The following is an 18588-nucleotide window of genomic DNA, read 5'->3' as shown; positions in this document are numbered from 1 at the left end:
GGTCCCTGTCCCGATGGCCGGCGAGACATCGGTTGGGAGATGAATCCGGGGTTTGGAAGAAAAAAGCAAGCCATGGCCCGCGCGCCGACAGGTGCCATGGCTTTCCTGGTTACCGCGAACAGGGATCAACCGCGAAGCATGTCAATCGGGCAGAATTTTGAATACCTCGTCTCCTGCCCGGACACGGTTGGAAACCCTGATTCCGATGTAGTCGCCCGGTACGGCCTTTTCAATCTTTTGATTGTTCACTTCCATCGAAGAAATGGTGTCTTCAAAATCCGACGTATGACCCGTGAACCGCACGCGATCACCGTTGACCAACTCTCCTTCCGTGATTTTTACGGCCGCGACACCGGGTTTTGAGAAAAATTTCATTACTTCGCCGACTTTTATCTCCGCCATTATGTCACCTCCCTCGAATCATGACCTGTCACAACAGGAATACACGGTGAAAAATACCGTACACCACAGCGTTTTCTCCACTACAGGGTATTCAATCGGCGGTGACGGGACAGTTCCCCTGCAGGGGAACGCATTTCATGAAATGTTTAACAAGTATATCGACTGGCCCTGAAAAATCAAGACTAAAAAAGAGGCAGGATTCTCATCCTGCCTCTTCATCGATATATGCGCATGGATCGCGCCTGTTATTTCGAGGTTTTTTTCGGCTCCGCTGCCGGCATGAGTTCAATCACGGAAAGGGGGGCATTGTCACCCAGGCGGACCCCCGACTTCATGATCCGGGTATAACCGCCGGCCCTGTCCCTGTAGCGAGCCGAAAGCACATCGAATACCTTTTCAGTGGTTTCCCGGTCACGAATAAAGGAAAGCGCCTGCCTCCTCGCGTGCAGCGTTCCCCGTTTCCCAAGGGTTATCATTTTTTCTGCCGCGCTTCGGAGTTCCTTGGCCTTGGCATCGGTGGTCACTACCTTTTCATGCTTCAAAAGCGAGGTCACAAGGTTTCTCATCATCGCCTTTCTGTGGCTTGATGTCCTCCCCAGCTTCCTTCCGGCCCTTCTGTGACGCATTGTATTCAGATCCTTTCTCGATCCTGACGCCTGTCGATTCTATGGACTCTCGTCATCAGGCGACGGCGGAGGAAAATCAATTTTCATGCCCAGAGACAATCCCATTTCAGCGAGTATCTCTTTTATCTCGTTCAGGGACTTTCTGCCAAAGTTTTTTGTCTTCAGCATTTCCGCTTCAGTCCTCTGGACCAGTTCACCGATGTACTGTATGCCCGTATTCCTCAGACAATTCGCCGAACGTACCGAGAGTTCCAGTTCATCGACACTTCTGTAGAGATTCTCATTTTCTTGTGACTCTTCTTCATGTTCAGGAGGTTCGTCAACATCTTCCTGCTCATCGAAATTAATGAACACTTCGATCTGTTCTTTCAGAATTCTCGCGGCATAGGAAAGTGCGTCCTCGGGCCGTACACCACCGTCGGTCCATATTTCCATGACCAGCCTGTCGTAATCGGTGATGTGTCCCACCCGGGCGTTGGAAACGGAATAGGCGACTTTCCGTATGGGCGAAAAAATGGCATCGATGTTAATTGTTCCTTCCGGCTGGTCCGGCTCTTTTTCGTTTTTGGCCGGCACATACCCCTTCCCCGTCTTAACATTCAAATCCGCCTTCAAGACACCGCCCCGAGACAGTGTCGCGATATGGTGGTCAGGGTTCAGAATGGTCACGGACCCGTCGGTTATGATATTTCCCGCCGTGACGACACCTTCTCCCACGGCATTGATGGAGAGTACCTTCTGTTCATCCTTGTGCATCTTGAGACGCACGCCCTTAAGATTCAGCACGATAGTTGTGACATCCTCTTTTACACCCGGAATCGTTGAAAATTCATGAAGCACCCCGTCAATCCTCACGGATGTGATCGCGGCGCCATGGATCGAAGAAAGAAGGACTCTTCTCAATGAGTTGCCGAGGGTCGTCCCGAACCCTTTTTCCAACGGCTGGCAGTCAAATTCACCGTAAGACGGGGTATGAGTTTTCCCATCCACCTCTATTCTTCTGGGTTTTATCAGACTGTGCCAGTTTTTCTGCATAGCATCAATTCCTCATAAAGTACACGGTGTTAACTACTTGGAGTAAAACTCGACCACCATCTGTTCCTCAACGGGCATCGTCAAATCCTCCCGTGAGGGCAATGCCTTCAGAAGGGCGGAAAAATTATCCTTGTCGAGCTCTATCCACTGCGGCACACCCCTGCGCGCGACGGTGTCCATGGCTTCAAGGATGCGAACGGTTTTCCTGGATTTCTCTCGCACCGCCACCGTATCCCCCATTGCCACAAGATACGATGGAATGGTTACTTTTCTGCCGTTTACGAGAAAATGGCCGTGTCTGACAAGTTGGCGCGCGTCACTTCTCGAACCTGCGAATCCCATACGGTACACCATATTGTCCAGTCGTCTTTCCAGGAAGAGGAGGAGATTTGTTCCCGTCACACCCTTGCCCCGTTCAGCCTTGTAAAAGAAGCTCTTGAACTGCTTTTCCATGAGGCCGTACATTCTTTTGAGCTTCTGCTTCTCCCGGAGCTGGGTTCCATAATCGGACCGCTTCTTCCGGGCCCGGGTCTGTCCGTGCTCTCCCGGCGCGTAGCCCCGTCTCTCAAAAGCACATTTGTCGCTGTAACAGCGGTCTCCCTTCAAAAACAATTTTATCCCTTCGGTCCGGCATAACTTACATTGAGATTCTCTGTATCGTGCCAAAATGTTCCTCCGTTCAATACGTTCCCTGCATGTCCCGTGACTGCCTGTTTTCTGATTCAGACTCTCCTGCGCTTCGGCGGACGGCATCCGTTATGGGGGATGGGCGTCACGTCCCGAATCAGCGTTACCGTCAGGCCCGCCGCCTGGAGCGCCCGCAGGGCGGATTCCCTGCCCGCTCCCGGACCCTTGACAAATACCTGGACGCTCCTGAGTCCCTGAAGCTTCGCCTTCTTGACTGCTTCCGTGGCGGTCGTCTGGGCGGCGAAGGGCGTGCTCTTCCGGGACCCCTTGAACCCCTGGGCACCGCCGGAGGACCACGCGATGGCGTTTCCACTCATATCGGTGATGGTGACGATGGTATTATTGAAGGTCGAGTGGATGTGAGCGATGCCTTCAGTTATGTTCTTTTTTTCTTTCTTCTTCGTACCCTTGCGTGCTGGTCGAGCCATTATGCCTCCCCATATTCCTTATTTCTTTCTCTTCGCGCTTCCGATGGCCCGACGGGGTCCCTTCCTGGTCCTGGCATTGGTCACTGTCCGCTGTCCCCTGACGGGAAGTCCCTTTCTGTGACGAAGACCCCTGTAGGCGCCTATATCCATGAGGCGTTTTATAGACATGGTCATGTCTCTCCGAAGGTCGCCCTCGACCCGGTACTCCCGATCGATGATGCTCCTGATCGCCGCGATCTGGTCATCGGCAAGCTTGTCGCTGTTTGTCTCCAAGGCGACGCCTGCTTCTTCAAGGATCAGTTTCGCCTTCGATTTTCCGATACCATAGATATAGGTAAGAGCGATATCCATACGCTTGTTTCTCGGCAAATCAACACCTGCAATTCGTGCCACTGAACACCTCTCCTTCCTTATCCCTGACGTTGCTTATGCTTCGGATTCTCGCATATAACACGTACGACCCCGTGTCGTTTCACTATCTTGCACTTGTCGCATATCTTCTTGACCGATGCCCGTACTTTCACGTGTTCTTCTCCATTCGTCCATTGACACTACTTGGACCGATAGGTGATCCGTCCTCGAGTCAAATCGTAGGGTGACAACTCTATGGTGACCTTGTCCCCCGGTAAAATCCTGATAAAATGCATTCTCATTTTTCCTGAAATGTGGGCCAGAACCCGATGTCCGTTTTCGAGTTCAACCCGGAACATGGCGTTGGGCAACGGTTCGATAACCGTCCCCTCAACCACGATGGATTCTTCCTTTGCCATAATACTCCCGTTACATCCCGCGGCCTGCCCCGATCCTTCAGGCAGGCACGCTTAAAATCCGGGGGCCCTGTTCCGTAATAGCCACCGTGTGTTCAAAGTGGGCTGAAAGCTTACCGTCAAGGGTGACTACGGTCCACCCGTCCTCTTTCACAACCACTTCATGGGTTCCTTCGTTGATCATGGGTTCAATCGCAAAAACCATCCCGGCCTTGAGAACGATGCCGCGCCCCGGAGATCCGAAATTCGGGATCGGCGGATCTTCATGAAGCTCTTTTCCGATGCCGTGCCCCACGTAATCCCGAACGGGTGAAAACCCCGCCTTTTCAACGTGGGTCTGGACGGCGTTCGATATGTCTCCAAGCCGGTTCCCAACCCGGGCTTCCTGCACTGCCAGGTCGAGAGCTTCCCGCGTCACACGCACCAGGCGTTCCGCCGATGGGGAGACCTGACCGATCGGTATGGTTACCGCCGCGTCTCCGTAGTACCCGCCGTAGTAAACACCGAAATCCAGGCTCGCGATATCTCCCTCTTTCAAAATCCGCTTCGAGGGAAAACCATGAACCACTTCTTCGTTAATCGAGGCGCACAGAGAGAAGGGAAAACCCCCGTATCCCTTGAAGGCCGGCAGGGCTCCCCGGATTCGCACCGCTTCCTCGGCCCGCCTGTCGAGTTCCAGAGTCGTAATGCCCGGCCTCACGAGCTCCCGAAGGAGTTCCAGAACCTCGGCAACGATGGCGTTGCTCTCCCTCATTGTTTCAATTTCTTCGGGAGTCTTCAAAACAACCATCGTTTTTCTCTTATCTTCGTCTGGCCAGTTTCCCTTTTTTCATAAACCCTTCATACTGGCGGGTCAGCAGGTGCGTTTCTATCTGCCCCGCCGTGTCAAGGGCGACGCCGACCACGATCAGCAACGCCGTGCCGCCAAAATAAAAAGGAACGTGGAACTGGCTTATGAGAATACTGGGCAGAACACAAACAGCCGATACGTACAAGGCACCGCTGAAGGTTATCCGCGTCAGAATCCAGTCCAGGTGTTCGGCCGTTTTCTTCCCCGGCCTGATCCCCGGTATATAACCGCCGTGTTTCTTCATGTTGTCGGCCACATCAACAGGGTTGAAGGTGACGGCCGTGTAAAAATAGCAGAAAAATATAATAAATGCCACGTAGAGCGATTCGAAGACCATTCGTCCCGGCATGAGGTAACTCGCCACCATGTTCATCCAGGGATGGGGGACAAAGTTGGCTATCGTCGCCGGGAACATGATGATGGACGACGCGAATATGGCCGGAATGACGCCCGCCGTGTTGACCTTGAGGGGCAGATGCGTCGTCTGGCCGCCGTACATTTTTCTCCCTATAACACGTTTCGCGTACTGAACGGGAATTCTCCTCTGGCCGCTCTCCACGAAAACGATAAACCCCACCACGGCAAGCATGAACACAAACAGGGCGATGACAAAAAATATGCCCAGTTCTCCCGTCCAGAGAAGACGGGTCGTATTGACCACCGCCGCGGGCAGGGTTACGATAATACCGGCGAAAATGAGAAGCGATATCCCGTTGCCGATTCCTTTTTCCGTTATGGTCTCGCCGAGCCACATAAGGAAGGAGGTCCCCGCGGTCAACGTAATGACGCCCATGATACGGAAGGACCATCCCGGTTCGAGGACGACGGAAAGCCCCGTGGGACCGGCCATGCTTTCGAGACCGACCGATATTCCAAAGCCCTGTATGATACTCAGGATAACAGTTCCATACCGGGTGTACTGTGTTATTTTTCTCCGGCCCGCCTCGCCCTCCTTCTTGAGTTTTTCCAGGTGCGGCACGGCTACGGTCAGCAACTGCAGGATGATCGAAGCGCTGATGTAGGGCATGATGCCCAGGGCAAATACGGACAGCGTCCTCAAGGCGCCGCCGGCAAACATGTCAAAGAGCCCGAGAAGAGAGCCCCGGGCCTGCTCGAAAAAGGCGGCCAGGGCTATCGTATCGATGCCCGGCGTCGGAACGTGGGCACCCACCCGATAGACAGCGAGAAGAGCCAGGGTGAAAAGAATCCGCTTCTGCAGTTCCGGTATTTTTGTTATGTTTTTGATTCCGCTGAACAAATTACAGGACCTCTATTGTACCGCCTGACGCTTCAATTTTCTCACGGGCCGATTTCGATACGCCCGCCGCTTTCACTGTGAGCGGAACAGAGATCTCGCCTTTTCCCAGGACCTTGATGCCGTCTCCGGTGCGCTTTATGATGCGTCGGGCCAGCAGAGCTTCCGCGTCGACGACCGATCCTTCGGGAAAAGCATTGAGCCGGAATACATTGACGGCGACGATGTCTTGCCGGAAGGGGTTTCTGAAACCCCGTTTCGGAAGACGACGCGTAAGCGGCATCTGGCCGCCCTCAAACCCGGGCTTGACCTTTCCTCCGGAGCGGGCGTTCTGACCCTTCGTTCCTCTGCAGGAAGTCCCTCCACGACCCGATCCGTCACCACGACCGACGCGTTTTCTGCGTTTCTTCGCCCCGGGGGGAGGCTTTAATTCATTCAACTTCATGACGCGTCTCCACTATATTCCTCGGCTGAAACAAGATGGCTGACCTTTCTGATCATCCCGTTGATTTCAGGAGTATTTTCAAGATATACCGTTTTCCCCACCTTTCCGAGACCCATACCGCGGAGTATCTCTCGCTGTTTGCCCGGTCGTCCAATGGGACTGCGCACCAATTTTACCTTCAGTTGTTTCGCCACAACGGACACCTCAACACATTTATAATTCCGACAGTTCTTTGTTTCTCAAGGAAGCGATATGTTCGGGGGCTCTCAATTCCTTGAGGCCCGCCATGGTTGCCTTGACAAGGTTATGGGGGTTATGGGATCCGAGGCACTTTGTCAGGATATTGTGAATGCCCGCCACCTCGAGGACGGCACGGACAGCCCCTCCGGCGATAAGCCCCGTACCTTTCGCGGCGGGCTTCAGGAGGACTCTGCCGGACCCATAGTGGCCGATAACAGTATGGGGTATCGTTCCATCCTTGACGGCAACGCGAACCATGTTTTTCTTCGCCATTTCCGATCCCTTACGGATAGCCTCCGGTACTTCCTGGGCTTTTCCGAGACCGATACCGACAGATCCGTTTCCGTCTCCCACGACCATAACGGCGCTGAACCTGAATCTCCGGCCGCCCTTGACTACTTTTGCCGTTCTTTTGATCGCTATTACCTTGTCGAGAAGTTCGTTCTCTTCCATGTTATTCTTTTCCACTGTCAGCTAGATTTTCAACCCTTCCCGCCGTGCCCCGTCCGCAAGAGCCTTCACCCGCCCGTGATAGAGGTAGGGACCCCTGTCATAGAGGGCCTCGGTGATATCCTGGGCCATGAGCCGCCTGGCGATGAGCCGACCTACTTCAAGGGCGGCGTCGACTTTTTTCATTGTCTTGCAGGTGTTTTTCAGTTCACTGCTGTGTACCGATGCTTCAGCGATGGTGACGCCCCGATCATCATCGATGGCCTGCACGTAAATATAGCGGGAACTCCTGAAAACGGAAAGACGCGGACGCTTCCCCGTTCCTGATATCTTGCTGCGCACGCGTACCGTGCGCCGATCTCTTACTTTTTTGAGTTTCTTTTCAGCAGACACTGTTCGTCGCTCCTCGTGGGTTTCCTGCTATCAGCTTCCCGCCGATTTTCCAACTTTCCTGCGCACCGTTTCGCCGGCATAGCGGATTCCTTTCCCCTTGTACGGTTCCGGTTTCTTGATGCCTCGTATTTCAGCCGCCACTTTTCCCACCAGTTCTTTGTCGATACCGCCAATGGTCAGGTTGAGCTGCCGTTCGACGGTAACCGTAATGCCCTCGGGAATCTTGTATTCAACGGGTTTTGAAAAACCCACCAGCAGTTTCAATACGCTTCCTTCGACTTCTCCCCGGTATCCGACACCGACAATTTCAAGTTTCTTTTCGTAGCCCCGGCTGACTCCCTGCACCATGTTCGCCACCAGCGTCCGTGCCAGTCCCTGATAGGCCCGTACGCGGCGATCATCGGACCGCCGGACCACCATGACAGTCGATCCGTCGACAGAGAGTTCAACTTCGCCGGGAATCGTTCGCGTCAGTGACCCCTTCGGCCCATCCACCCTGACAAGACCGTCCTCCATAACAACGGTGACATTGTCAGGGACTGTTATCGGCTCTTTACCAATTCTCGACATGAATACATCTCCCGATCCCGGCTGATATATACGTGAACAGCGCCTACCAGACGCCGCAGATCAGTTCACCACCCACATTGAGCGCTCGCGCTTCCTTGTCGGTCATGACTCCCTTCGACGTGGATACTATCGCCACCCCATAGCCGTTGAGAACCGGGGGAATACTCTGGCTTTGAGCGTATATTCTGCGGCTTGGCTTGCTGATTCTCTGCAGATCCCGAATGACCGTTTCCTTGGATTGGGAATATTTCAGATATATTCTCAGCATATTATGCCCTGTCCTTGCCTCTTTCTTCACATCATATCCGTTTATGTAGCCGGTTCTTTTCAGCACCTTCGCGATCTCGGTGTTCATTTTTGAAAGAAGGACATCGACGCTTTTGACCTTGTTCCGGTTCGCGTTTCTTATTCTGGTGAGCATGTCAGCAATCGGATCAGTTATGGCCATAGTTCATACCCCTTACCAACTCGCCTTGATAACGCCGGGAATCCCTCCATCGAGTGCCCGTGTTCTCAGGCATATCCGGCACATGTCAAATTTTCGATAGTAGGCGCGCGCTCTTCCGCAGAGGGGACATCGATTATATTCCCGTACAGAAAACTTCTGTTTCCTTTTCGATTTTACCATCAAGGACGTTTTTGCCACGCTCACTCCTCCAGCAGCTAGTTTCGAAAGGCCAGACCCATCAGTCGAAGCAACTCCCGCGCCTCATCGTCCGTCTGTGCCGTTGTAACAATAGTGATGTTCAGACCAAGGACCTTCTCTATCTTGTCAAGATCCGTTTCGGGGAAAATATAGTGTTCGTTGACGCCCGTCGAGAAGTTTCCTCTCCCATCGAAGGACCGGGGGGAAATACCCCTGAAATCCCTGATCCGGGGGATGGCGACATTGACAAAGCGGTCAAAGAACTCATACATCCGGTCACTCCTGAGAGTCACCATGCACCCGATGGACATGCCCTTTCTCAGTTTGAAGGTGGCAATCGATTTCTTCGCCTTTGTGATAACCGGTTTCTGACCGCTGATCATGGCGAGTTCAGCCACCGCGCCGTCAAGGATCTTCACGTTCTGTATGGCCTCCCCCAGCCCCATGTTCAGAACGATCTTCTCGAGCCGGGGAACTTCCATTCTGTTCCTGTAGCCGAATTTCTTTGTCAGAGCGGGAAGGACCTCGCTTCTGTAGTATTCTTTCAGTCTCGCCATTGACCTGTCCTTTGACTATGCGTCAAGTACCTCGCCGCACTTCCTGCAGACACGTACTTTCTTGCCGTCTTCAAGTTTCCTGTACCCCACGCGGATCCCCTTCTCACATTTTCCGCAGAGGACCATGACGTTTGAAAGATGGATCGAACCTTCTTTCTGGAGGATCCCGCCTTTACCTTTTCCGTCGGGACGCTGGTGTTTTTTTACGAAGTTTACCTTCTCCACCACGACTCTTCCCTTATCCTGAAGAATGGAAAGAATCTTTCCGGTCTTTCCCTTTTCCTTGCCCGCGAGGATTTTTACAGTGTCACCTTTTTTTACATGCATGGGCTTCTTCCCGCTATCTGCTTTCCCTGATGTTCACGGTTAGAGCGCTTCAGGCGCCAGTGAAACTATTTTCATGAACTGCCTGGCCCGTAACTCCCGGGCCACGGGTCCGAATATTCTTGTTCCCACGGGCTCCATATTATCGTTTATAAGAACAGCGGCATTATCGTCGAACCGCAAACTGGTTCCGTCGTCACGGCTCGTTTCTTTCGTTGTTCTCACCACCACGGCCTTCATGACATCTCCCTTTTTCACTTTCCCGTGGGGCATCGCCTCTTTCACGGAAACGATTATGACGTCACCAACCCGGGCGTACCGTCTTTTCGACCCGCCGAGAACCTTAATGCAACTCACCCGTTTGGCACCGGAGTTGTCCGCCACATTCAAGGATGTCTGCATCTGTATCATAAGGACCACCTCATACCTTGCAGCATTCTACCTGGCCTTCTCAATGATCTGCCTGACCCGCCATCTTTTTTCCTTGCTCAGAGGCCTGGACTCAGCAATCAGCACACGATCTCCGATACCGCAGCTGTTTTCTTCGTCGTGGGCCTTATATGTGACGTGTCGTTTTATGTACTTGTGAAACTTCGGGAACTTTACCAGCCGCTCTGTCCGTACGACAACTGTCTTGTCCATTTTGTCGCTGACGACGATTCCCTGAAGGGTTTTCCGTGGCTTGCGCTGATCCATTCCTGCTATTGTACCCCCTTTTCCCTGAGAATTGTCTTTATCAGGGCGATATTCCTGCGGGTCTTCCCCAGCGATGCCGATGATTCAAGCTGGCCCGCCGTGTTGCGGAAGCGCAACCTGAAAAGGTCTTCCTCCAGGCGCTTCTCCCTCTGCTGCAGCTCCTCAACACTTAACTCTCTGACGTCTTTAGACTTCATCCAATATCTCCCGGGATAGGAATTTCGTCGCTACGGGAAGTTTCTGGGCCGCCAGCTTGAAGGCCTCGCGGGCGATTTCCTTGGGGATTCCTTCCATTTCATAGAGAACGGCTCCTCTCCTGACGACGGCAACCCATTCTTCCGGAGAACCCTTCCCCTTCCCCATTCGCGTTTCAAGAGGCTTCCTGGTTATGGGTTTATGGGGGAATATGCGTATCCAGACCTTGCCTCCGCGCCTGACGTGGCGAGTAATGGCGATACGGGCGGCCTCGATCTGGCGAGCCGTGATCTGGCCGTTTTCAACGGCTTGCAACCCATACTCACCGAAGTCAACCTTGTTCCCTCGCTGGGCCTTACCCCCCAGGGAACCCCTCATTTTCTGTGCTTTTCGGTATTTTACTCGTTTTGGAGCCAGCATAATTTCCCGTCCTGTCTGACCGTACCCGTTTCACCTTGTGACCGCACCGGATCACGCTTATTCTTTCCCCGGGTAGCGCAACTCGCGCCCCACGCGGCAGAATCTCACCCAAAATTTTGGTTTCACACGGCACTAGCACCGTGTCACGCTTACTCTTTCCCCGGGTAACGCAACTCGCGCCCCACGCGGCGGAATCTGACCTAAAATTTTGGTTTCACACGGCACTAGGTAGTCGCCGCTTTTCCCTCGGGCAACACTTCTCCGTGGAATATGAGCACCTTGACCCCGATCCTCCCGTAGGTCGTGTTCGCCTCCGCCAATCCGTAATCAATGTCCGCCCGCAACGTATGAAGAGGCACGCGGCCTTCGCGATACCATTCCCGCCGCGCCATCTCGGCACCACCGAGCCGTCCCGCACAGGTAACCCTGATTCCCTGGGCACCGAATTTCATGGCTGTCTGAACGCCTCGCTTCATCGCCCGTCGAAAAGCGACCCGGCGTTCCAACTGCAGCGCTATATTTTCCGCCACAAGCTGCGCATCCACCTCGGGCTTGCGCACCTCGAGTATATTGATGATGGCCTCACCGGACATGAACCGCTCGAGTTCGGCCTTGATCTTTTCAATTTCCGAACCCTTCCTGCCGATGATGATACCGGGCCTGGCCGTGTAAATATTTATTTTTGCTTTTTCCGCAGCCCGCTCAATTTCAATTTTCGATATGCCGGCATGATAAAATTTCTTTTTCAGGAAGTTCCTGATCTTGATATCCTCATGCAACAGCTTGCTGTAGTTCTTACCCGCAAACCATCGGGAATTCCACGTTTTGTTGATCCCCAGCCTGAATCCGATCGGATTTACTTTCTGGCCCAAGGCCTCACCTCCTCAACCGTTACCGTTCCGCCACTATTACGGTGATGTTGCTGGTCTTTTTTCGTATCGGCGCCACTCTTCCCTGCGCCCGCGACCGCCACCGTTTCAGCGTGGGCCCGGGGCCAACATAGGCTTCTTTCACGTAGAGGACGGATTCATCCATGTTGGGATTCTGTGCCGCGTTGGCAACAGCCGACTTCAACAGCTTTCCGATGATCTGCGCCGCTTTTTTCTCCGTAAATTTCAGTACCGTCTCGGCTTCCTCGATCCGCTTTCCGCGGATCAGGTCAATCACCAATGATACCTTCTGCGGTGATATGCGCACATATTTGGCTATGGCTTTCGCTTGCATGTCCTGCAACCCCGTACCTGTCGTTGACGCTTCGTTATCTCTTCCTCAGTTTCGATTTTCTATCCCCTGCGTGACCGTAAAATGTGCGTGTGGGAGCAAATTCGCCGAGTTTGTGGCCCACCATGTTTTCCGTTACATACACGGGGATAAACTTTTTCCCGTTATGCACCGCGAAGGTATGCCCGAGCAGTTCGGGGGTAATCGTGGAACGGCGGGACCACGTTTTTATTACCGCTCTACTCCCCGCTTCTTCGGCCTTACGCACTTTTTTCAGAAGCTTTTCTTCGATGTAGGGACCTTTCTTTACCGAACGCGCCACGTTTAACCTCTCTTCTTCACGATATATTTGTCGGATTCCTTGCTGCGCTTTCGTGTCTTGTAGCCCTTCGTGGGAACGCCCCAAGGTGTACAGGGATGACGACCGCCGGACGACTTTCCCTCCCCTCCGCCCATGGGATGATCCACGGGGTTCTTGACGACACCCCTGACATGCGGACGGATTCCAAGCCATCGCGCCCTTCCGGCCTTGCCGAGACTGATATTCTCGTGCTCGATATTTCCAACCTGGCCGATGGTCGCCTTACATTCGATCCGTACCTTGCGGACTTCGCCCGAAGGAAGACGAATCAGCGCGTATGAGCCCTCCTTTGCCATCAACTGGCCGTAGGATCCCGCACTCCTGATTATCTGCCCCCCTTTGCCGATCTTAAGCTCAAGGTTGTGAATCAGCGTACCCAGGGGGATGCTCTTCAGGGGCAGGGCGTTTCCGGGCTTAACGTCGGCACTTTCGCTGCTGATGACGGTATCTCCGGGCTGCAGACCCACGGGAGCCAGTATGTAGCGTTTTTCCCCGTCACGGTAAGAGAGAAGCGCGATACGAGAAGAGCGATTCGGGTCGTATTCGATGGCCACAACCCGGGCCGGTATGTCTGTTTTCTCCCGCTTGAAATCAATCAGCCGGTACGCGCGCTTGTGCCCTCCACCCTTGTAGCGGCTTGTCATCCTTCCGTAGTTGTTGCGCCCTCCCGATTTCTTCAGGGGCCGCAGCAACGACTTTTCGGAAGCGCAACCGGTTATTTCTTCAAAGGACGCCCCCGTCTGCAGCCGCCTTCCCGGCGATGTCGGCTTATACGTTTTAATCCCCATGTACCATTGTCCTTTTATACGCCTTCAAAGAGTTCGATCGTGTTGCCCGGAGCAAGGGTGACAATCGCCTTCTTCCAGTGATTTCGCCTGCCGACTATTCTTCCGCGGCGCTTTGTCTTTCCCCGCATATTGACGGTACGTACATCAGCCACCCTGACCTTGAAAATCTTTTCCACGGCCCGTCTTACGTCTATCTTCGTAGCGGAACGATCTATCTCAAAGACATAGGCATTGTCCTGCTCACGCAAAATCGTACTTTTTTCCGTTATCAGGGGCCGCTTTATGACTGAATACAATTCCATCATGACAACAACGCCCCCTCTATCATTTTTACCGACGGCTCCATGAGAACCACCGTGTCGTAGCGCAACAGGTCATAGACGTTGATGCCTTCAGCCCTCATCATCTTGACATCGGGTATGTTCCGGGACGATTTGTCAAGAACTGTATCCTCCCTGTCCAGCACAAAGAGTGTTTTTGCCAGTTCGAAGCGATCCATTACTTCCTTGAACCGCTTTGTTCTGATTTCTTCCATGGGAAATTCCCTGAGAATAATCAGCTGGTTTTCTTTCAACTTCATGCTCAACGCAGACTTGAGAGCCGCCTTGCGTACTTTCCTCGGAACCTTGAAGGAGTAACTGCGGGGATGGGGACCGAAAACAACACCGCCCCCCTTCCAGAGAGGTGAACGTATGGTTCCAGCCCGCGCCCTTCCGGTTCCCTTCTGCCTCCAGGGTTTTTTCCCGCCTCCGTGCACGTCGCCCCTACGCTTTGTCGATGCCGTACCGCTCCTTCGCTGTGCCCGCTGCATGGTCACAACTTCATAGATGACGTCGGTATTGACGGGAACCGCAAACACGCGATCGTCAAGATCAACCTCGCCGACCTCGTTTCTGTTTATGTCGTATACTGCCTGAAGGGCCATCACGCTCTCTCCAAAAAATCCTATTTAACGGCGTCCTTGATGAAGACGATACCGCTGGTGCTGCCCGGAACGGCACCCTTGACGAGAATCAGATTGCTCTCGGGCCTGACGCCCACGACGACCAGGTTTTGAGCCGTCTTGTGGCTATTCCCCGCGTGGCCGGGAAGCTTGGTCCCCTTGAATACTCTCGCGGGAGATGCGCTGGCACCGATTGAACCCGGGGCCCGGTGAAACATGGATCCATGGGAGGCCCTGCCGCCACCGAAGCCATGCCGCTTGATGACACCGGCAAAACCTTTACCCTTGGTAGTTCCCACCACATCGACGCGATCACCGATGGAAAAAATGTCCGCCCTTAATTCCTGCCCGACTTCGTAATCTTCCGGAGTTTCGGTTCTGATCTCCTTGAGGACCCTGAAAAAACCCTTGTCGGCTTTCTTGAAGTGCCCCTGCAGGGGCTTGGTGGTCCGTTTTTCTCTGCGCCGCTCAAATCCGATCTGCACCGCCCCGTATCCGTCTGTTTCCTTTGTTTTTTTCTGGATGACCACACAAGGCCCCGCTTCCACGACCGTCACAGGAATGACAGAGCCATCCTCCCAAAATATCTGGGTCATACCCAGTTTCTTGCCTATCAATCCCCGTTTCATAGCCGACACTGTTCCCTAAACCCTGTGTAAGAAAAAGGAGGAGATTGGCTGTAATCCCTCACCATCTCCCCGCATTGTCTATCGTTACAATTTGATTTCCACATCAACACCGGCCGACAGGTCGAGTTTCATCAACGTGTCGACGGTTGCCTGTGTGGGCTCGATTATGTCGATCAGTCTCTTGTGCGTCCGGATCTCGAACTGCTCCCTGGATTTTTTATCCACATGGGGCGACCGGTTCACGCAGTATCGGTTGATGTCCGTGGGGAGCGGGATCGGCCCCGCAACACGGGCTCCCGTTCTCTTCGCCGTTTCTACGATATCTTCCGCCGACCGGTCGAGCAGCTTGTAATCGTAGGATTTGAGCCTGATGCGTATCTTTTGATTTTCCATGAGTTCCTGTTAACCCGAAATACTGTTTCGATTTTATTCCAGAATCTTGCTGACGACGCCCGCGCCGACGGTTCTGCCGCCTTCACGGATAGCGAACCGGAGTTGTTCTTCCATGGCTATGGGCGTGATCAACTCTCCCCTCAGCTCGACGTTATCGCCGGGCATGACCATCTCGACTCCTTCGGGAAGGTGCGCGACGCCCGTCACGTCTGTCGTTCTGAAGTAAAACTGCGGCCGGTAGCCTTCGAAGAAGGGGGTGTGTCGTCCGCCCTCTTCCTTGGTCAGAACATAGACCTGGGCCACAAATTTCGTATGGGGAGTGATCGAACCGGGCTTTGCCACGACCTGGCCCCGCTCCACTTCTTCCCGCTTGGTCCCTCTGAGAAGAACGCCCACGTCATCTCCCGCACGGCCTTCGTCGAGGGTCTTTCTGAACATCTCGACACCGGTGCAGACCGTCTTGAAAGTGGGCCGGATACCGACCACTTCAACTTCCTCGCCGGTTCTGATGATGCCACGATCGATTCTTCCCGTCACAACGGTACCCCTGCCCGATATGGTGAAAACATCGCCTATGGGCATGAGGAAGGGTTTATCCGTGTCTCTCACAGGTTCGGGAATAAAGGTGTCGACGGCATCCATCAGTTCCTTGATGCACCTGGCATCCTCTGAATTCGGATCGTCCGTCTCAAGTGCCTTCAGGGCGGAACCGCGGATGATAGGCAGTTCATCGCCGGGAAACTCGTAGGCCGTGAGAAGCTCTCGCAGTTCCAGTTCGACAAGGTCCAGCAGTTCAGGATCATCGACAAGGTCAACCTTGTTCATGAACACAACTATATAGGGAACCTGCACCTGGCGGGCGAGGAGTATATGCTCACGAGTCTGGGGCATGGGTCCGTCGGAGGCGGCAACGACCAGAATGGTTCCGTCCATGTGGGCGGCTCCCGAAATCATGTTCTTTATATAGTCGGCGTGACCGGGGCAATCCACGTGCGCATAGTGGCGCTTGTCCGTTTCGTATTCAACGTGAGAGATGTTGATGGTTACGCCTCGCTCCTTCTCCTCGGGCGCATTGTCGATCTGCTCAAAGGCCATGAAATCGGCAAGGCCCTTTGAGGACAGGTGCTTTGTTATCGCGGCAGTCAAGGTTGTTTTGCCGTGATCGACATGGCCGATTGTCCCAATATTGAGATGGGGCTTTTTCCTTTCAAATTTTTTCTTCGCCATAACCAATGCCTCCTTTAGTTAAAATGGGCGCTATCACCCGTGCGTAAAACAGACAATTCAATCAATTCCGACGGTACGGAACAACCTCGACTGTAAAACTCTGCCGGCTCAGCCGCCACCCTGACGCAGGGCGGTTTCAGGCAACGAACATTCTTGATGAAGTCGAAAAACGTCCGATAGAGGACGGCTTTGTAAAAAGTTCCTTGAGGCAAGGCGCGCACATCCTGAAGAATGAGGTGTACTGTGGGGTACGCCGCAACGACGAAGGAAAGAGCGCAATCAAGCATCCGGCTATAGTGCCGGAGACATGCCTCCGGTACCATTGTACAAAGCAGTCATTCTTCAGAACCGGTAATGAGCGAAGGCCTTGTTTGCCTCGGCCATCTTGTGGGTATCCTCTCTTTTCTTTACGGAGGCACCCCGGTTGCTTGCGGCATCCATGAATTCGGCCGCGAGTTTTTCCTCCATGCTTCTCCCGGGACGGCTTTTCGCGTTCCCTATTATCCATCGAATGGCAAGGGCAATACGTCGATCGGGTCTCACTTCCGTCGGAACCTGGTAGGTGGCGCCGCCCACCCTCTTCGATTTAACCTCAAGAACAGGTTTTACGTTCTCGAGGGCCCGCTCAAACACTGACAGCGGTGATTCCTTCATGCGCTCTTCCACAAGATCGAGCGAGTCGTACAGTATCGACTCCGCAACGCTCTTTTTGCCTCGCTTCAAAAGATTGTTGATGAACCGGGCAATCAGCACGTTGTTGTACTTTTGATCCGGCATCACTTTTCGTTTCGCTACGTCTCGTCTTCTCGGCATACATCCATCCCTGCTTCTTCGAGATTATTTCGGTCTTTTGGCACCGTATTTGGACCGGCCCTGTTTCCTGTCCTGCACACCGACGGCGTCAAGGGCCCCCCGCACGATATGGTACCGTACGCCGGGAAGATCCTTCACTCTGCCACCCCGTAAAAGAACAACGGAATGCTCCTGTAGATTATGACCGATCCCGGGTATGTAGGATGTTACTTCATAGCCGCTGGTCAAGCGAACACGAGCCACTTTCCTCAAAGCCGAATTAGGCTTCTTGGGTGTCGTCGTGTATACCCTGACGCAAACGCCCCGGCGCTGGGGACACCCCCTGAGGGCAGGGACCGCCGTTGTCTTCTTCGGCGTTTTTCTCCCTTTTCTGATCAACTGGTTAATTGTCGGCATTCTTCCTCCCTGTACCCCTCTGCCGCGCAGGAACGTTTTTATCAACAGCAAAGACGCTGGTATCTATCAATTCACGGCCCCGCTGTCAAGGGTTTTCTCGTCAATTCCCCCATTTATTTGCGCGGTATCCCCCTCTGATTCATCCTCGGACCCGATGACCCTGATGCCGAGTTTTCTGTAGGCGGCAAGTCCCGTACCCGCCGGGATCAGTCGTCCCATGATGACGTTTTCCTTCAAACCCCGCAGGTGATCCACCTTGCCCGACAAGGCCGCCTCGGTGAGCACCCGGGTCGTCTCCTGGAAGGAGGCGGCGGAAATGAAGCTGTTCGTACTGAGAGACGCCTTGGTAATACCAAGCAGGAGGGGCTCTCCCGTGGCGGGTTTGCCGCCTTTTGCCATGATCCTGTTGTTTTCATCCTCGAAACGCAAACGGTCGGCCTGCTCGTCACCGAGGAATTTCGTATCGCCGGGATCGACAATACGGATCTTTCGAAGCATCTGTCGTACAATTATCTCGATATGCTTGTCGTTGATCTTGACTCCCTGAAGTCGGTAGACTTCCTGCACTTCATCCACCAGGTAACGGGCCAGTTCCTTGTCGCCCTTTATAGTCAGGATGTCGTGGGGATTGCTGGCCCCCTCCATGAGAGACTGACCGGCGATCACCATGTCTCCCTCCTGGACGCTGACGTGTTTGCCCTTGGGAATGAGATATTCCTTGGGTTCCCCCACATCAGGGGTTATGATCACCTGTCGCTTACCCTTGATGTCGTCCCCGTAGCTTACGATGCCGTCAATTTCAGCTATGACGGCGTGCTCCTTGGGCTTTCT

General features: G+C 53.7%; 35 protein-coding genes. All 35 read right to left on the bottom strand.

The window, feature by feature from the left end; genetic code table 11:
- Positions 1-141: 141 nt before the first annotated feature.
- Positions 142-402: a hypothetical protein gene (locus M0Q23_04450; GenBank protein ID MCK9527891.1), complete on the bottom strand. Its 261-nt coding sequence runs from the start codon at positions 400-402 to the stop codon at positions 142-144.
- 245 nt (positions 403-647) lie between these two features.
- Positions 648-1028, bottom strand: a complete 381-nt coding sequence (rplQ, locus tag M0Q23_04445; protein ID MCK9527890.1) for a 50S ribosomal protein L17 — start codon at positions 1026-1028, stop codon at positions 648-650.
- A 39-nt stretch (positions 1029-1067) separates the two neighbouring features.
- Positions 1068-2063: a DNA-directed RNA polymerase subunit alpha gene (locus M0Q23_04440; protein MCK9527889.1), complete on the bottom strand. Its 996-nt coding sequence runs from the start codon at positions 2061-2063 to the stop codon at positions 1068-1070.
- Between the two features lie 33 nt (positions 2064-2096).
- Positions 2097-2729 (bottom strand): 30S ribosomal protein S4, encoded by a 633-nt coding sequence (gene rpsD, locus M0Q23_04435; protein ID MCK9527888.1) that lies wholly within the window; start codon positions 2727-2729, stop codon positions 2097-2099.
- A 56-nt stretch (positions 2730-2785) separates the two neighbouring features.
- Entirely contained in the window at positions 2786-3178 is a 393-nt protein-coding gene (gene rpsK, locus M0Q23_04430) for a 30S ribosomal protein S11 (protein MCK9527887.1), read from the bottom strand.
- Positions 3179-3196: 18 nt separating this feature from the next.
- Entirely contained in the window at positions 3197-3571 is a 375-nt protein-coding gene (gene rpsM / locus M0Q23_04425; protein ID MCK9527886.1) for a 30S ribosomal protein S13, read from the bottom strand.
- 17 nt (positions 3572-3588) lie between these two features.
- On the bottom strand, positions 3589-3702 hold the full coding sequence (rpmJ, locus tag M0Q23_04420) for a 50S ribosomal protein L36 (protein MCK9527885.1): 114 nt from the start codon (positions 3700-3702) through the stop codon (positions 3589-3591).
- Positions 3703-3729: 27 nt separating this feature from the next.
- Positions 3730-3948 (bottom strand): translation initiation factor IF-1, encoded by a 219-nt coding sequence (infA, locus tag M0Q23_04415; protein ID MCK9527884.1) that lies wholly within the window; start codon positions 3946-3948, stop codon positions 3730-3732.
- A 37-nt stretch (positions 3949-3985) separates the two neighbouring features.
- The gene (map, locus tag M0Q23_04410; GenBank protein MCK9527883.1) at positions 3986-4735 is read right to left on the bottom strand and encodes a type I methionyl aminopeptidase; all 750 of its coding nucleotides are present in this window, start codon (positions 4733-4735) and stop codon (positions 3986-3988) included.
- A 10-nt stretch (positions 4736-4745) separates the two neighbouring features.
- Positions 4746-6053: a preprotein translocase subunit SecY gene (secY, locus tag M0Q23_04405; GenBank protein MCK9527882.1), complete on the bottom strand. Its 1308-nt coding sequence runs from the start codon at positions 6051-6053 to the stop codon at positions 4746-4748.
- A gap of 1 nt (position 6054) precedes the next feature.
- A complete protein-coding gene (gene rplO / locus M0Q23_04400; GenBank protein MCK9527881.1) occupies positions 6055-6495 on the bottom strand; it encodes a 50S ribosomal protein L15 in 441 nt (146 codons plus the stop codon).
- Positions 6492-6689, bottom strand: coding sequence for a 50S ribosomal protein L30 (gene rpmD / locus M0Q23_04395; protein MCK9527880.1), 198 nt, complete (start codon positions 6687-6689; stop codon positions 6492-6494). Before rpmD ends, rplO begins: the two co-directional genes overlap by 4 nt.
- 19 nt (positions 6690-6708) lie before the next feature.
- Positions 6709-7188, bottom strand: coding sequence for a 30S ribosomal protein S5 (rpsE, locus tag M0Q23_04390; protein MCK9527879.1), 480 nt, complete (start codon positions 7186-7188; stop codon positions 6709-6711).
- 21 nt (positions 7189-7209) lie between these two features.
- Positions 7210-7578: a 50S ribosomal protein L18 gene (gene rplR, locus M0Q23_04385; protein MCK9527878.1), complete on the bottom strand. Its 369-nt coding sequence runs from the start codon at positions 7576-7578 to the stop codon at positions 7210-7212.
- Between the two features lie 30 nt (positions 7579-7608).
- Positions 7609-8148, bottom strand: a complete 540-nt coding sequence (gene rplF, locus M0Q23_04380; GenBank protein MCK9527877.1) for a 50S ribosomal protein L6 — start codon at positions 8146-8148, stop codon at positions 7609-7611.
- Positions 8149-8191: 43 nt separating this feature from the next.
- On the bottom strand, positions 8192-8596 hold the full coding sequence (gene rpsH / locus M0Q23_04375) for a 30S ribosomal protein S8 (GenBank protein MCK9527876.1): 405 nt from the start codon (positions 8594-8596) through the stop codon (positions 8192-8194).
- A gap of 12 nt (positions 8597-8608) precedes the next feature.
- A complete protein-coding gene (locus tag M0Q23_04370; GenBank protein ID MCK9527875.1) occupies positions 8609-8794 on the bottom strand; it encodes a type Z 30S ribosomal protein S14 in 186 nt (61 codons plus the stop codon).
- A gap of 17 nt (positions 8795-8811) precedes the next feature.
- Positions 8812-9351, bottom strand: a complete 540-nt coding sequence (rplE, locus tag M0Q23_04365) for a 50S ribosomal protein L5 (protein ID MCK9527874.1) — start codon at positions 9349-9351, stop codon at positions 8812-8814.
- A gap of 15 nt (positions 9352-9366) precedes the next feature.
- The gene (rplX, locus tag M0Q23_04360) at positions 9367-9678 is read right to left on the bottom strand and encodes a 50S ribosomal protein L24 (protein ID MCK9527873.1); all 312 of its coding nucleotides are present in this window, start codon (positions 9676-9678) and stop codon (positions 9367-9369) included.
- Positions 9679-9717: 39 nt separating this feature from the next.
- Positions 9718-10086, bottom strand: coding sequence for a 50S ribosomal protein L14 (rplN, locus tag M0Q23_04355; protein MCK9527872.1), 369 nt, complete (start codon positions 10084-10086; stop codon positions 9718-9720).
- Positions 10087-10113: 27 nt separating this feature from the next.
- Complete coding sequence (gene rpsQ, locus M0Q23_04350) at positions 10114-10371, bottom strand: 30S ribosomal protein S17 (GenBank protein MCK9527871.1); 258 nt, start codon at positions 10369-10371, stop codon at positions 10114-10116.
- 5 nt (positions 10372-10376) lie between these two features.
- Positions 10377-10568: a 50S ribosomal protein L29 gene (rpmC, locus tag M0Q23_04345; protein MCK9527870.1), complete on the bottom strand. Its 192-nt coding sequence runs from the start codon at positions 10566-10568 to the stop codon at positions 10377-10379.
- The gene (gene rplP / locus M0Q23_04340; GenBank protein ID MCK9527869.1) at positions 10558-10986 is read right to left on the bottom strand and encodes a 50S ribosomal protein L16; all 429 of its coding nucleotides are present in this window, start codon (positions 10984-10986) and stop codon (positions 10558-10560) included. The genes rpmC and rplP overlap by 11 nt, the downstream gene beginning before the upstream one ends.
- 224 nt (positions 10987-11210) lie before the next feature.
- On the bottom strand, positions 11211-11858 hold the full coding sequence (rpsC, locus tag M0Q23_04335) for a 30S ribosomal protein S3 (protein MCK9527868.1): 648 nt from the start codon (positions 11856-11858) through the stop codon (positions 11211-11213).
- Positions 11859-11877: 19 nt separating this feature from the next.
- Positions 11878-12210: a 50S ribosomal protein L22 gene (gene rplV / locus M0Q23_04330; protein ID MCK9527867.1), complete on the bottom strand. Its 333-nt coding sequence runs from the start codon at positions 12208-12210 to the stop codon at positions 11878-11880.
- Positions 12211-12244: 34 nt separating this feature from the next.
- Positions 12245-12529, bottom strand: coding sequence for a 30S ribosomal protein S19 (rpsS, locus tag M0Q23_04325; protein ID MCK9527866.1), 285 nt, complete (start codon positions 12527-12529; stop codon positions 12245-12247).
- Positions 12530-12531: 2 nt separating this feature from the next.
- Positions 12532-13356, bottom strand: coding sequence for a 50S ribosomal protein L2 (gene rplB, locus M0Q23_04320; protein MCK9527865.1), 825 nt, complete (start codon positions 13354-13356; stop codon positions 12532-12534).
- 14 nt (positions 13357-13370) lie between these two features.
- On the bottom strand, positions 13371-13661 hold the full coding sequence (locus M0Q23_04315) for a 50S ribosomal protein L23 (protein ID MCK9527864.1): 291 nt from the start codon (positions 13659-13661) through the stop codon (positions 13371-13373).
- On the bottom strand, positions 13658-14281 hold the full coding sequence (rplD, locus tag M0Q23_04310; GenBank protein ID MCK9527863.1) for a 50S ribosomal protein L4: 624 nt from the start codon (positions 14279-14281) through the stop codon (positions 13658-13660). The genes M0Q23_04315 and rplD overlap by 4 nt, the downstream gene beginning before the upstream one ends.
- A gap of 20 nt (positions 14282-14301) precedes the next feature.
- Positions 14302-14928: a 50S ribosomal protein L3 gene (rplC, locus tag M0Q23_04305; protein ID MCK9527862.1), complete on the bottom strand. Its 627-nt coding sequence runs from the start codon at positions 14926-14928 to the stop codon at positions 14302-14304.
- A gap of 84 nt (positions 14929-15012) precedes the next feature.
- Positions 15013-15321 carry a 30S ribosomal protein S10 gene (gene rpsJ, locus M0Q23_04300; GenBank protein MCK9527861.1) on the bottom strand — a complete coding sequence of 103 codons (309 nt, stop codon included), beginning with the start codon at positions 15319-15321 and terminating at the stop codon, positions 15013-15015.
- Positions 15322-15354: 33 nt separating this feature from the next.
- Positions 15355-16548, bottom strand: coding sequence for an elongation factor Tu (tuf, locus tag M0Q23_04295; GenBank protein MCK9527860.1), 1194 nt, complete (start codon positions 16546-16548; stop codon positions 15355-15357).
- Positions 16549-16890: 342 nt separating this feature from the next.
- Positions 16891-17361, bottom strand: coding sequence for a 30S ribosomal protein S7 (gene rpsG / locus M0Q23_04290; GenBank protein ID MCK9527859.1), 471 nt, complete (start codon positions 17359-17361; stop codon positions 16891-16893).
- Positions 17362-17385: 24 nt separating this feature from the next.
- On the bottom strand, positions 17386-17757 hold the full coding sequence (gene rpsL, locus M0Q23_04285; GenBank protein MCK9527858.1) for a 30S ribosomal protein S12: 372 nt from the start codon (positions 17755-17757) through the stop codon (positions 17386-17388).
- Positions 17758-17823: 66 nt separating this feature from the next.
- On the bottom strand, positions 17824-18588 hold a 765-nt coding region (locus tag M0Q23_04280), incomplete at its 5' end, for a DNA-directed RNA polymerase subunit beta' (GenBank protein ID MCK9527857.1).

Source organism: Syntrophales bacterium (genome assembly GCA_023228425.1).
Taxonomy (GTDB): Bacteria; Desulfobacterota; Syntrophia; order Syntrophales; family UBA2210; genus MLS-D.
The sequence above is the reverse complement of the archived record's forward strand: the minus strand, read 5'-3'. Positions and strand labels throughout refer to the sequence as shown.

What these genes read in the sequence shown, in the direction of transcription:
- rplX (MCK9527873.1), bottom strand. Translation starts at nt 9,678, where the DNA reads ATGCATGTAAAAAAAGGTGACACTGTAAAAATCCTCGCGGGCAAGGAA.
- rpsG (MCK9527859.1), bottom strand. Translation starts at nt 17,361, where the DNA reads ATGCCGAGAAGACGAGACGTAGCGAAACGAAAAGTGATGCCGGATCAA.
- rplQ (MCK9527890.1), bottom strand. Translation starts at nt 1,028, where the DNA reads ATGCGTCACAGAAGGGCCGGAAGGAAGCTGGGGAGGACATCAAGCCAC.
- M0Q23_04450 (MCK9527891.1), bottom strand. Translation starts at nt 402, where the DNA reads ATGGCGGAGATAAAAGTCGGCGAAGTAATGAAATTTTTCTCAAAACCC.
- map (MCK9527883.1), bottom strand. Translation starts at nt 4,735, where the DNA reads ATGGTTGTTTTGAAGACTCCCGAAGAAATTGAAACAATGAGGGAGAGC.
- rpsL (MCK9527858.1), bottom strand. Translation starts at nt 17,757, where the DNA reads ATGCCGACAATTAACCAGTTGATCAGAAAAGGGAGAAAAACGCCGAAG.
- rplV (MCK9527867.1), bottom strand. Translation starts at nt 12,210, where the DNA reads ATGCAAGCGAAAGCCATAGCCAAATATGTGCGCATATCACCGCAGAAG.
- rplD (MCK9527863.1), bottom strand. Translation starts at nt 14,281, where the DNA reads ATGGCCCTTCAGGCAGTATACGACATAAACAGAAACGAGGTCGGCGAG.
- rplP (MCK9527869.1), bottom strand. Translation starts at nt 10,986, where the DNA reads ATGCTGGCTCCAAAACGAGTAAAATACCGAAAAGCACAGAAAATGAGG.
- rplB (MCK9527865.1), bottom strand. Translation starts at nt 13,356, where the DNA reads ATGGGGATTAAAACGTATAAGCCGACATCGCCGGGAAGGCGGCTGCAG.
- rpsQ (MCK9527871.1), bottom strand. Translation starts at nt 10,371, where the DNA reads ATGGATCAGCGCAAGCCACGGAAAACCCTTCAGGGAATCGTCGTCAGC.
- rpsE (MCK9527879.1), bottom strand. Translation starts at nt 7,188, where the DNA reads ATGGAAGAGAACGAACTTCTCGACAAGGTAATAGCGATCAAAAGAACG.
- rplC (MCK9527862.1), bottom strand. Translation starts at nt 14,928, where the DNA reads ATGAAACGGGGATTGATAGGCAAGAAACTGGGTATGACCCAGATATTT.
- rplF (MCK9527877.1), bottom strand. Translation starts at nt 8,148, where the DNA reads ATGTCGAGAATTGGTAAAGAGCCGATAACAGTCCCTGACAATGTCACC.
- rplN (MCK9527872.1), bottom strand. Translation starts at nt 10,086, where the DNA reads ATGATACAGATGCAGACATCCTTGAATGTGGCGGACAACTCCGGTGCC.
- rpsJ (MCK9527861.1), bottom strand. Translation starts at nt 15,321, where the DNA reads ATGGAAAATCAAAAGATACGCATCAGGCTCAAATCCTACGATTACAAG.
- rpsK (MCK9527887.1), bottom strand. Translation starts at nt 3,178, where the DNA reads ATGGCTCGACCAGCACGCAAGGGTACGAAGAAGAAAGAAAAAAAGAAC.
- tuf (MCK9527860.1), bottom strand. Translation starts at nt 16,548, where the DNA reads ATGGCGAAGAAAAAATTTGAAAGGAAAAAGCCCCATCTCAATATTGGG.
- infA (MCK9527884.1), bottom strand. Translation starts at nt 3,948, where the DNA reads ATGGCAAAGGAAGAATCCATCGTGGTTGAGGGGACGGTTATCGAACCG.
- rplO (MCK9527881.1), bottom strand. Translation starts at nt 6,495, where the DNA reads ATGAAGTTGAATGAATTAAAGCCTCCCCCCGGGGCGAAGAAACGCAGA.
- rpsH (MCK9527876.1), bottom strand. Translation starts at nt 8,596, where the DNA reads ATGGCCATAACTGATCCGATTGCTGACATGCTCACCAGAATAAGAAAC.
- M0Q23_04440 (MCK9527889.1), bottom strand. Translation starts at nt 2,063, where the DNA reads ATGCAGAAAAACTGGCACAGTCTGATAAAACCCAGAAGAATAGAGGTG.
- rplE (MCK9527874.1), bottom strand. Translation starts at nt 9,351, where the DNA reads ATGGCGAGACTGAAAGAATACTACAGAAGCGAGGTCCTTCCCGCTCTG.
- M0Q23_04315 (MCK9527864.1), bottom strand. Translation starts at nt 13,661, where the DNA reads ATGATGGAATTGTATTCAGTCATAAAGCGGCCCCTGATAACGGAAAAA.
- rpmC (MCK9527870.1), bottom strand. Translation starts at nt 10,568, where the DNA reads ATGAAGTCTAAAGACGTCAGAGAGTTAAGTGTTGAGGAGCTGCAGCAG.